This is a genomic window from Kribbella albertanoniae (assembly GCF_004348455.1).
Classification (GTDB): domain Bacteria; phylum Actinomycetota; class Actinomycetes; order Propionibacteriales; family Kribbellaceae; genus Kribbella; species Kribbella albertanoniae.
On record NZ_SMKA01000304.1, the window covers coordinates 1 to 10859 of the forward strand.

Here is a 10859-nt window from a genome sequence, read left to right on the forward strand (position 1 = left end):
GCGGTGGTGGGCGTGGTCGTCCGGTGCGGCGTCAGCGCGTGGTACGTCGGCTGCGCGGCTTCCTGCGGCTGGATCAGCGTCGAGAAGACGTGGTTGATCCAGTCGAGAACCGGCGGCACCGTGCGGAAGTTGGTGGTCAGCGTGACGGTCTCGCCGAGCAGGTCCTGCGCGGTCAGGTACGTCGCGATGTTGGCCCGGCGGAAGCGGTAGATCGACTGTTTGGGATCGCCCACCACGAACAGCCGGCCGTCCGGAACCTCGACGTCCTGCCAGTCGGGAGCATCGCCGTCAGCGCCGGCCGCGATCCGGACCGCGAGCTCGATCTGGATCGGGTCGGTGTCCTGGAACTCGTCGAGCAGCAGCCGCTCGTACCGCTCGTGCAGCGCCGACCGGACCGAGGCGTCCCGCCGGAGCAGGTTGCGCGCGAGCACCAGCAGGTCGTGGAACTCCAGCCGCCCCTCGGCCCGCCGTACCTCGGCCGACTCCAGCACCCGCTCCGCGATCCAGTGCGAAAGGTGCCGAAGGCAAGCATCGAGGAGCAGCTCGACCAGCGAGCCGGCCACCTCGACGACCTCGGCGCAGTCGGAACGCATCTTCGCGACGTCCGGCCAGTTCTCCTTGCGGCCGATCTTGCCGACCTTCAGACCACGCAAGGCCTGCAGGTAGGACAGCTGTGATTCCTGGTCGGTCGCCGCCTCGAGCATGACGCCGAGATCGCGGATGGCGTGCAACTTCGGCAGCAGCCTGTCCTCGGGATCCCGGCAGGAATCGACGGCTCCACCGAGTTGGGCGGCAGCAGCGATCAGCCCGGTCAGGTCCGGCATCGCGACGAGCTCCGGCGGGTCCACCAGGACGCGTTCGTCGATCAGGTCCCAGTCGTTGCCGAACAGCCGCGCCAGCGATCGCAGGTGCTTCAGCTCAACCCCGACCGCCATCGCGAGCAGCAGCGGCTCGGCGATCGAATCGTCGTCGAGGAGTTGCTGCTGCAACTCCGCCCAACGCTCCTCGAACGCGACCGATGACCCGACCTCATCCAGTACGTCGATCAGTGGCGGCAGCCCGGCCTCGATCGGATGGGCCAGGAGCAGTTGCTGTGCGAACGCATGCAGCGTCCCGATCGAGGCCGAATCCAGATCGTCGAGCGCTTCGTCCGCGAGCGGTCCGGCCGGGCCCTTCCGCGCCTTCTCGAACTCGACCCGCAGCCGGTCTCGCAGCTCCGCTCCGGCCTTCTCGGTGAACGTCACCGCAGCGATCGTCCGCAGCGGCACGCCGTCGCGCAGGACCAGCGTGGTTACCCGGTCGACCAGCGCGTGCGTCTTCCCGGATCCGGCCCCGGCCTCCACGAACAGCGTTGCGTCGGTGTCGGTCTTGATCCGATCGCGGGCAGGCCCGTCGAGCAACTGCTCACTCATCGCCCACCTCCTCGTAGACCACCGGGTCGATCAATCGCACCAGCCGCTCCAGCGTCGGGTCATGCCGCTTCCGGTCCCAGCGCGCCCGCACCTCGCTGTGCCCGAGCCCATCCGGGTTGCAGTAATGGCATTGAACCCACAAGAAGTCCGGTATCTCCGGCGCCTTCGGCGGGAACAACCCACCGGCGATCGACGAAACGATCACGTCCAGCGTCTCGACGTACCGGGCCTCGACCTCGGGGGTCAGCGGCACCGGGATCCGTTTGCCGCCACGCCGGACGAACCAGTACGACGCCTCGACCGGGGTGTCAGGTTCGCCCAGCCGGGCGCGCGCCGCGTACGCATAGACCGGCAACTGCAGTTTGGTCCCACCCGCCACCGGGTCGCTCTCAATGCCCTCGTAGCGCGAGAACCCACCTGTCTTCACATCGGTGACGTAGATCGTCCCGTCGCGCCCGAGATCCACCTTGTCAGCCGATCCGCGCAGCAGCACCCGCCCCGACGGCACCGGGATCTCCACCGGCGGCTCACCGTCGAACCCGAACCGCAGCTCGCTCGCGACCACCGACGCATCCCGCGACGCCCGCCATCGATCGTCGTCGGCCAGCAGCACCATCAGGTCGCCGAGAATCCGCAGCCGCTCGCGCTGCCACAGCCGTGGGTGACCGGTCAGCCCTTCCGCCTGGAACTGGTCGGCCAGATCTGCGCCGACCGCCAGCAGCAACTGTCGCTGCTCGTCCGACCAAGGTTCACCCCACGACGGCAGCGAGCCGGCCAATCGAGACACGAACGCGTCGACGCTGTTGTGGATCAGATTCCCGATCTGGATCGGTGAGATGACCAGCAGATCCTCCGGCGCCTCGAGCGGCTCCACCTGAAGCAGCCGCTCGACGAAGTACGCATGCGGACACGTCGCATACGCCTCCAACGACGTGGGTGACGCGATCCGATCCTCCACCGCATACTCCGGCAGCCCCGGTACGCCGGACAGATCGCCGTCGAACCGCGTGAACGCCGGAGACCCGCGCCCACGCAGCATCTCCCGAGCCCGCACGAGCACCCGATCACTCAGCCACAGGCCGGCCGCGGCGGACCGCACCTGCCACTCCTGCTCACTCGCCGGCATGGTTGCCGTAGTCAACGATCCCGCGTACGACGCCGAGGTCCGGAGCCGATCGCCGTACGCACCCTGGTCCCAGGCGGTCGCAGCGAGCGCGTGGTCGCCACTCAGCTCCCGCATCGAGCCAAGCAACCAACGAGTCGGCAACCGGCGCGACGATCGCCGCAGGTCTCCACGCGGGAAGGACGCAACCACCCTCTTCGCGCCGGCCGAGAACGCGACCAGCAAATGCCGCTGCTTCTCGTCCAGCCGATCGCGGAAGGACGCCAGCTCCGGTGCCGCGGCCTCCCGAACGCGATGCGGCAGCAACGCGTCCTCGTGCACGCGCCCCGGATAGAGATCCTCCGACAGCCCAACGACGTACACGATGTCGGCCGCCAGCCCGACACTCGCCGACAGAGGCGCAACCAGCACGCCGGTCCCGAACGTCCCGACCCGCGGTAGCGACTGCTGCAGCTCCAGATCCAGTACGTCGCGCAGCACCGCCAAGCTCGCTGGTGTGCCGAGCTCGTCCAATGTGGAGAGCCCGCGCAACGACCCTTCCACGGCCGCGGCGGCGTACTGCTCCTCGATCGGCAGGGACGCGTAGTCACCGAGCAGGTCCCGGAAGAGCTCCAGAACCCCGTCGGCCAACGCGGACCAGCTCTCCAGACCGGCGATGGTCTTGAGGCAACGTCGGAGCTCGGAGGCGAAGGCGTGCAGCCGCTCGGCTCGTTCAGCGTTGCCGAGGGCGCGGCGGATCGCAGCAGGTCGCGGGTCCTCGGCCGCCTCCTCCTGATCAGCCGTCCGGCGTTCCGACTCCGCATACCGCGCGAGCCGCGTGTCCCAGTCGTCGCCACGCACCACACCGGCCGCACGCGACATCCGCTCCCACTGCGGCACCGGGATGCGCTCGCCGGTGAAGTCCCGGGTCGGTGCGTTCGCGAGTGCGCGGAAGACGTCGGCTCGTGGCAGATCCTGATCGACGAGAGCAAGCACCTCGAGCAGGGTCCGCGCGATCGCCCGCTCGTGCACCGGCCTGGTCCCCGGCCCGTTGACGGCGATCCCAGCGGCCGCGAGGTGCTCGTGCAGCAATCGCGCGTACGGCGTGATGGCCGAATGCAGCACGGCGATCCGGTGCGCCGGAGTCTTCTTCAGCGACTCGACCACGTCCCGCACGACACAGCGGATCTCGTCGTCGGCGTCGGATGCGTTGAGGATTTCGGTCGCGACCGGATAGTTCCGCGAGATCGACGTCGGCAGGTCGAGCCCGATCCGCTCCAGCGAACGACGTACAGCCCGATCGGCCCGCCGTACATCGGTGAATCCGACGATCACCGTCAGATCGGCCGCGGCCGCCCCGAGCGCCTCGACAAAGGCGGCCTCGGCCTGAGTGAGCTCCTGCGGCAGATAGAGCACGAGCGCGCCGAGCTCGCGGACGATCTCCGGCTCGGCATCGACACGTGCCGACGCGGCCCGGAGCAGGTCGGTCTCGTCGTACCAATCGGTGCCGAGATCGGACCTGATCTGGCGATGCAGCCGCACGAGATCCGGGCCGAGCACCGAGGCCCCGGCGACCTTGTCCAATGCAGGCTCGGACAGATCGCGCAGCTCACGATGGGCTGAGGCAAGCGCTTGGATCGTGGACGGATGATCGGCGACGTCTTGGAAAATACCCGGTGCCTTGGACAATGCGGTCCGCCAGGTCGCAGCCACGATCGGGCGCGTGGCCGGTCGGCGTGGTGACAGCACACTGGCCGCGAGCTGCTCGGCCAATCTCTCGAGAGTCGCGAGGAACAACCCCGCGATCCCCGTCGTGGCAAGGTACCGGCGGGCAACGACGCCGGCCAGGTTGTTCGGCAGGAGCAGGGTGACAGGCGCCATCGGATCATCGGCCTTGAGCCGCGTCACGACGGCATGCAGGCGGTCCAGGGCGGCCGCGCCGTACGCCGTGCTTTCGATCCGGGTGGTGCTCACGAAATCCCCCGATCTCTTGACTGTCACCGCAGACGGTAGACCCTGCCACGGACAAGTTTCGAAACGGCGCGAAACGCAGGAGTTTCTGCAGGGTTCGCGGCAGGCTCCGACAATGAAGAGATGACCAGGCAGACGGCGATCGCGCGGGTGCTGATGGTGGCTGTCTTCGCACCGTCCGGCGGCCTGTCCGGCAAGGGCGTCGCCGAGGCCGCGCAGGGTCGCGAGTGGTGGCCGTGGCTGGTCGCGGCGCTGGTCTGGCTGATCGTTTCGGGGTCGATCTCGATGGCAGTGTCGAACCATGCCCTTGAATCAGGCACCGATGACGAGCACAGATAATGCTCCGATGGCTGCTGCAGTGCATCACGTCGAGATCTGGGTCCCGGACCTGAAACGCGCCCAGCACAGCTGGGGCTGGGTGCTGAATCGGCTGGGCTGGAAGGACGGCGACGGCTGGCCCGGCGGTATGACGTGGATCGCCTCCGACGGCAGTTACGTCGTGGTCGAGCAGAGCCCGGCGATGTCGGCCGACGTCCACGACCGGCTCCGCCCAGGGATGAACCACCTCGCGCTGAACGCCGCCTCGCGCGCTGAGCTGGATGCGATCGTCGCGGAGTCCGCCGGCAACGGCTGGACGCTGATGTTCGCCGACCGGCATCCGTACGCCGGTGGGCCGCAGCATTACGCCGCGTTCCTGCACAACGAGGACGGGTACGAGCTGGAGCTCGTCGCCCCCGACTGAGGCCGTCTGACTGATGCGTGAGACTACTGATGCCTGGAGTGACCACTGGGACTACTGGTGTGACACAGTTGGTCCAGGCAGTAGGGGTCGCGGGGCAGAGGTGGAAGGACGGTGCTCGTGACGGAGAAGCCTGACGGGGAAAGTGCGCCCGGACCGGCCTCGGCGCGAGAGTCAGAAACAGCGCGGACCGCGCGGCAGAACGACGCGGCACCAGAGCTACTGGAGGCACGGATCCGTGGTCTCCAGCATGCGCTGGGGCAGTTGCTGGAGCATGCGCGTCGGCTGACCCAGGGCGAGCACCAACGTGCTGTGCAGCAGCACCGGCAGCTCCAGGAGCAGACTGCGATCGCACGGCGCGAGTCCCGGGCGCAGGTCGACGCCAAGACGGCCGAGGCGCTGGCAGAGGCCGAGCCGGCCGCGCGGCTGCTCGCGCACCGCCTGGCGCCCGGCCTGGCCTCCATTCCGCCGAACGACGCGCGCTGGCGTTCGCGGCAACTCGTGGGCGCGGGAGTGCCGCCGTACATCCGGCTTGGTGAGTTGGACGGCGGTGTGCCGGTCGCCGTGCCGCTGCTGCGCACCAACGGGTGGAGGGTGACCGCGGACCGCAACGAGTCCGCTCGCAGACTGCTGCAGAGCGTCGCGCTGCGGCTGGTCGCAGCGGCCGAGCCGTTCCGGCTGCGGATCGATGCGTTCGACCCGAAGCTGACCGGCATGATGGGGCTGCTCGGTCACCTGACTACCAAGTACCCGCAGTTGGTGCCTAGGGCAACGCACACTGCGGAGCAGCTGCACTCAGTTCTGTCCGGACTGGTCGATGTGTCGTCGCTGCGCGCCAGCAGGCAGGCGCAGCTCGGTCACAAGCGGTTCGAGGACCTGATCCGGGAGACCGGTCGCGTGACCGATCCGTACCGGCTGGTCGTGCTCTTCGACTACCCCCTGGGGATCGACCAGTTGGCGCAGCGCGACCTGCTGCGGCTCGCTGCGACAGCTGGTGAGCGGGGCATCTGTTTCCTCGTCCACCACGACCCGTCGTCCCCGGCCGAGAGTGACGTCGACACGAAGCAACTGCTCGACCTGCTCGACGCTGTGGTGGTCACCGGCGACAAGGTCGAGGCCGCGACCCTGCCGGGAGTAGCGGCGAAGCTGGACCCGGCCTTCGACGCGAACGTTGCCGCAGGCATCTGTGACGTCGTGGCCGAGCTGGCGGAGATCGCCGTCCTGCCGACCATCGACTTCGAACGGACGCTGCCGGACCGCTCGACCTGGTGGCAGCCGGTCAAGGACGAGATCGGCACAGTGATCGGGTACGACGATCGCACGCCCGCGCTGGTGCGGTTGCGCAGCGGCAACCCGGCGCTGCCGCACGTGCTGGTCGGTGGTGCGGTCGGTCAGGGCAAGTCGAACCTCCTGCTCGTGCTGATCCACGGACTGGCCGCGCGCTACGACCCGGTCGACCTGGAGATGTACCTGCTCGACTTCAAGCACGGTGTGGAGTTCTCTGCGCTCGGTCCGGCTGGAGAGCGTGAGCACTGGCTCCCACATGTGCGCGTGCTGGGCATCCACAGCGACCGGGCGTTCGGTCTCGCCGTACTGCGTCATCTGTCGGACGAGCTGGCGCGGCGGAGCGAGATCTTCAAATCGCACGGCAACGTCGCGGACATCGCTGAGCTGGCCCCGGCCCCGGACCGGCCGCCGCGGATCCTCGTGGTGCTGGACGAGTTCCAGGTGCTGCTGGAGGACGACGACGAGCTGGCGGACGAGGCGGCCAAGCTGCTGGAGCGGTTGGTGCGGCTGGGACGCGCGTACGGCGTTCACGTCGTACTGGCGACTCAGACGATCGAGGGGGTCAAGCGGCTGTCGACGCGGCGGGACTCGATCTTCGGACAGGTGCCGTACCGGATCGCTCTGAAGACCACTCCGGCTGATTCACAGGCGATTCTGCGCAGTGGGAACACTGCGGCGGCTGAGCTGCAGTTCCGCGGTGAGGCGGTGTTGAACGCGAACTTCGGCTCACCGGATGACAACCAGCATGTGCTGGTCAGTTTTGCGGATAAGGCGGTGCTGGACGACCTGCGGCGTGAGCTGTGGCAACGAGCCGGTACGGCGGTGCACCCGCCCCGCGTGTTCCATCTGGCCGAGCCGGCGCGGTTGACGGACACGGCAGCTGCTGTGAAGCCGGAGCTCGGACGGCCGTGGACCGGTCTGCCGATCGCAGTCACCGAGGAGCCGGTGCAGGTGGAGGTCCGCCCCGAGCCAGGAGCCGGCGTACTGGTTCTGGGCGACGGTCCGGCGGATGCGCTCGGTGTACTGACCGGACTGGCGTTGTCGACGGCTGCGGCTGCGGTGGAGCCGCCGCGGTTCATCTTCATGGACGGGACCGACTCGTCTCCTGCTGTCGCGGACGGCAAGGGTGCACTGGTGCATGCGCTGCAGTCGCTCGGTTGTGACGTGGAGACCGTCGACAAGCACGACGAGATCGCGCCCCGGCTGTTTGCACTGCGGAATGCGCTACGGGACGGAGAGGTCAGCGGGCAGACGTACCTGCTCGGTTTCGGCTTCCACGGAGTGCCGCGGATGCAGCTGCACGCAGAGGGGTTCTTCGAGAGCCCGGCCAACGCACTGCAGGACATCGTGCGCGACGGTCCGGCGCAGGGGCTCATCACCTTCGGCTGGTGGAACAGACTGCACGTCTGCACCGAACACCTCGGCTATGGCCGGGCCAACGTCGCCACGCACCTGTTCCTGCGGCATCCGCAAGACGGTGTGCGTGCGGTGTGCGGTCCGCTGGTGCGGTGGGCTTCGGAACCGCATCGCGGGTTGCTGTGGGACGGGCTGCATCCGGAGGCGCAGGTCGTCGTACCGTTCGCTGCTCTGCGGTCTGACGAGGTAGAGCGGGCTGTGGAGTTGGTGCGGCGATGAAGACGGAACAGCAGCAGTGGACGAACTACGCACGCGCCCTGAGGATCGTCGCTGGCGCCCGTGCGGACGCACAGCAGGCGCAGGACCGCTTGACCGCCACCAAGTCCCGCGCAGAGGCCGCAGCGCAGGCAGAGGCCGCTGCGATGGCAGAGCGCGGCCGACAGGTCGAAGAGCGGCTGAACGGGCTGGCCGAGAAGGCAGCGATCAGTCTGCAGCGTGCTGGGCTGCCGGCTGACGGGAGACGAGTGAACATCCCGTCCCCGGAAATCCGCGGTCTGAGCGACCTGGAATCCGCAGCTGCTCGGCTGACCAAGCAGCTGGGGGAGGCGGTCGACCAGCTCGAGGCTGTCCGAGCAGAGGGGCGTGCGCTCCAGGAGCGGCGCAAACGTCGTACGATCAGCGCCGTCCTGACGCTGGTCGGGTTCGTGCTGGTGTGGATCGTCACCCGTTCGTTCCTGGCCGGTGTCGAGGCGGCGGCGATCGGAGCGGTCACCATGCTGGCCGCATCACGAGTACTGGGGCTGCCCAGACTGCCAGGCGCTCGATGGTGGGGATGGGGCGGTGCGGGCTTGGTCGTGGTCGCGATGGCGGCAGGGCTGCCCTGGTGGCTCGCGGTCCTGGTACCGGTAGTCGTGGCCGGTACGGCGATCGTGCTGCCGAAGAAGCGCAACTGACATAGTGGAGTGGTTCAGGTGTCCGACGTACAGCGGCTCAAGGAACAGCTGTTTCAGGTCTCGATGGAGGCCAAGCAGGCAGCGGGCGGGCTGGCCGGGTTCAAACTGCGGTTCACCCAGCACAGCCAGCAGGTCGAGAGCCTGATCGCTGGTACGGCGACCGGGGTGGACCGGGACATCTCGGAGATCCTGGACGCCGCGGGGAAGGCCGTGGAGCAGGCTGCGGAGGCGCTGGAGATCGCCTCGGCCGGATGCAAGAGCTACGCCGACCAGATCTGATCTCACATGCCCTCGGACTTGCAGCGGGTGGCCCGTGGGCTGGTCGACTGCCTGGACGAAGTACCGCAGGTGCTGCTGCACCTGCAGCGGATGGCTGTCCGATGCCGCGAGAACGCGGCTGTGGCGGCGCAGGGTGGTGCGACTGTGGCTGCGCATCAGCTGGACGCGGCGGCACGTGCTTGTGAGGCGGCCGCGCACTACCTGTCGATGGCTCCGCCGAAGGCGCGGGTGTGGGCCGACCGGTTGGTCGGGGGAGGTTCCGGTACGGCGCGGCCGTCGTCCGACTCGGCGGACCGGAACCGGGCGACTGGTGGGACCGGTGACGTGGTCGAGCGCGACGAGCGCGGCCGCACCAAACGCCTCACCGCGACCTTCGAGGACATAGAAGTTGCCGAAGACAACGAACCACCACTGATCACGGTCGCCCGCAAAGCCTTCGAGAAGTTCCGCAAGGAGCACGAGAAGGACGACGAGGAGAACCCCAACCCCGAGGAACCCCTCGAGGTCGAGATCGTCGTCACCGAGACCGGCGAGTTCGAGATCGAGGAACGCACCGAGAAGGAAGAGAAGGAGGAGGAGAAGCGCAACGAACGCCTCCTCGCCGACCACGAGTTCCTGATCGACCTCGAAGAACCCCTCAAGAACCTCCTCGAAGCCATGGCCGAAACCGCTGCCCAGTCCTGGGACCACGCCACCTTCACCATCACCCCCAGCACCATCGAAGCCACCTTCGACTACCCCGAAGACACCAAACCCCAACCCCTCGTCGTAGACATCAACCTCCCACCGCTCGCTCGCGAGAGAGCATCGAAGGTGATAGCGAACTTCAAGGAGTATCGCGAGCGGTTGGCAGGGAGCGGCCGCATCCGGTTACTGGTCGGAGACAGCCCGGAGGCCGACTTTCAGCGCAAGCACTGCGGCCCCGTCGAGTATCGACTGACGTCGGACGAGGACCTACCGCGAGCGTCCTGGGCCGACGGTTTGGACGACCTGCTCAGGCGCGCGCAGGATGCGAAGTACGTTGCTCCCTCCTCTGAGCGGTCGTTCTACCGACCAGAGTCATTGCCGCCGTTCCTACGGAAGATCGCCGAGGAGAAGAACGATCATCAACTTCTCAAGTACCGCGCCGTCATCGGAGACGACGGCAACCCCGTCGAAGGACTCGAAATCATCACCAACGATGCCACCGCGGCTGCATACTTTCGGGAGCGGATGCGGCGGCTGGACATCCCTGGACAAGTGACCGTGCGGCGAGAGGACGATGACTGATGGCGGAATACCTGGTCGCGCCGTTGGAGGAGCCGGGCTGGGCGCTGGAGGTGGACGATTTCGCCGAGGCGCTGGAGCGACGGTGGCCTGGAGTTCGCATCGGCCGGGGGAGTGTTGAGGGGTCGACGATGGCGCTCGAGGCTCTGGTTCCGCTGGAGCCGGCGCCTCGGGAGTTGGGGGTGGCTCTGAGCGGGACGAGGCAAGCTGTGAGCCTCGATCCTGCGGACGCGGAATCGGCTGCCGAGTTCGCGCAGTGGATGGGCAGTCTTCTTCCCGGTCGCGGTCTGCACCTGATCGAACCAGGCTCCTACCGGACCATCGAACTGACAGCGGCCATCTCAGCCGAGGAGATCCTCGCGGCGCTTCGTGCTGGCCGCTAGCGACGGGATTTTCCCGGCGGTCCGAGGCGTCGGCCGTACCGACGGACGGGTAGTGGGTGCGTTCGGCTCGGATTGGTAGGCGTGAGGGGGCGGGCGCGGGGTGGTTCAGGG

9 protein-coding genes are annotated in these 10859 nt (G+C 67.9%); 7 read left to right on the top strand and 2 right to left on the bottom strand.

Going from position 1 to position 10859, the window contains the following annotated elements:
• Positions 1-1412, bottom strand: a 1412-nt coding sequence (locus tag E1261_RS38700; RefSeq protein WP_165952790.1) for a UvrD-helicase domain-containing protein, incomplete at its 3' end; no start/stop codon positions are given.
• Positions 1405-4515, bottom strand: coding sequence for a PD-(D/E)XK nuclease family protein (locus tag E1261_RS38705; RefSeq protein ID WP_238176697.1), 3111 nt, complete (start codon positions 4513-4515; stop codon positions 1405-1407). The genes E1261_RS38700 and E1261_RS38705, both read right to left, overlap by 8 nt.
• 93 nt (positions 4516-4608) lie before the next feature.
• On the opposite strand from E1261_RS38705, the gene E1261_RS38710 reads away from it, so the two are divergent.
• From E1261_RS38710 to E1261_RS38740, 7 genes are all read left to right on the top strand, one after another.
• Positions 4609-4824, top strand: a complete 216-nt coding sequence (locus tag E1261_RS38710) for a hypothetical protein (protein WP_132414725.1) — start codon at positions 4609-4611, stop codon at positions 4822-4824.
• A gap of 7 nt (positions 4825-4831) precedes the next feature.
• Positions 4832-5227 (top strand): VOC family protein, encoded by a 396-nt coding sequence (locus tag E1261_RS38715; protein ID WP_132414726.1) that lies wholly within the window; start codon positions 4832-4834, stop codon positions 5225-5227.
• A gap of 117 nt (positions 5228-5344) precedes the next feature.
• Positions 5345-8146: an FtsK/SpoIIIE domain-containing protein gene (locus tag E1261_RS38720; RefSeq protein ID WP_238176698.1), complete on the top strand. Its 2802-nt coding sequence runs from the start codon at positions 5345-5347 to the stop codon at positions 8144-8146.
• Positions 8143-8820, top strand: a complete 678-nt coding sequence (locus tag E1261_RS38725) for a hypothetical protein (protein ID WP_132414727.1) — start codon at positions 8143-8145, stop codon at positions 8818-8820. Before E1261_RS38720 ends, E1261_RS38725 begins: the two co-directional genes overlap by 4 nt.
• Before the next feature lie 18 nt (positions 8821-8838).
• Positions 8839-9099 carry a hypothetical protein gene (locus E1261_RS38730; RefSeq protein WP_132414728.1) on the top strand — a complete coding sequence of 87 codons (261 nt, stop codon included), beginning with the start codon at positions 8839-8841 and terminating at the stop codon, positions 9097-9099.
• A gap of 6 nt (positions 9100-9105) precedes the next feature.
• Positions 9106-10368, top strand: a complete 1263-nt coding sequence (locus tag E1261_RS38735; RefSeq protein ID WP_132414729.1) for a restriction endonuclease fold toxin-2 domain-containing protein — start codon at positions 9106-9108, stop codon at positions 10366-10368.
• Positions 10368-10748, top strand: a complete 381-nt coding sequence (locus tag E1261_RS38740) for a hypothetical protein (RefSeq protein ID WP_132414730.1) — start codon at positions 10368-10370, stop codon at positions 10746-10748. Before E1261_RS38735 ends, E1261_RS38740 begins: the two co-directional genes overlap by 1 nt.
• Positions 10749-10859 lie beyond the last annotated feature (111 nt).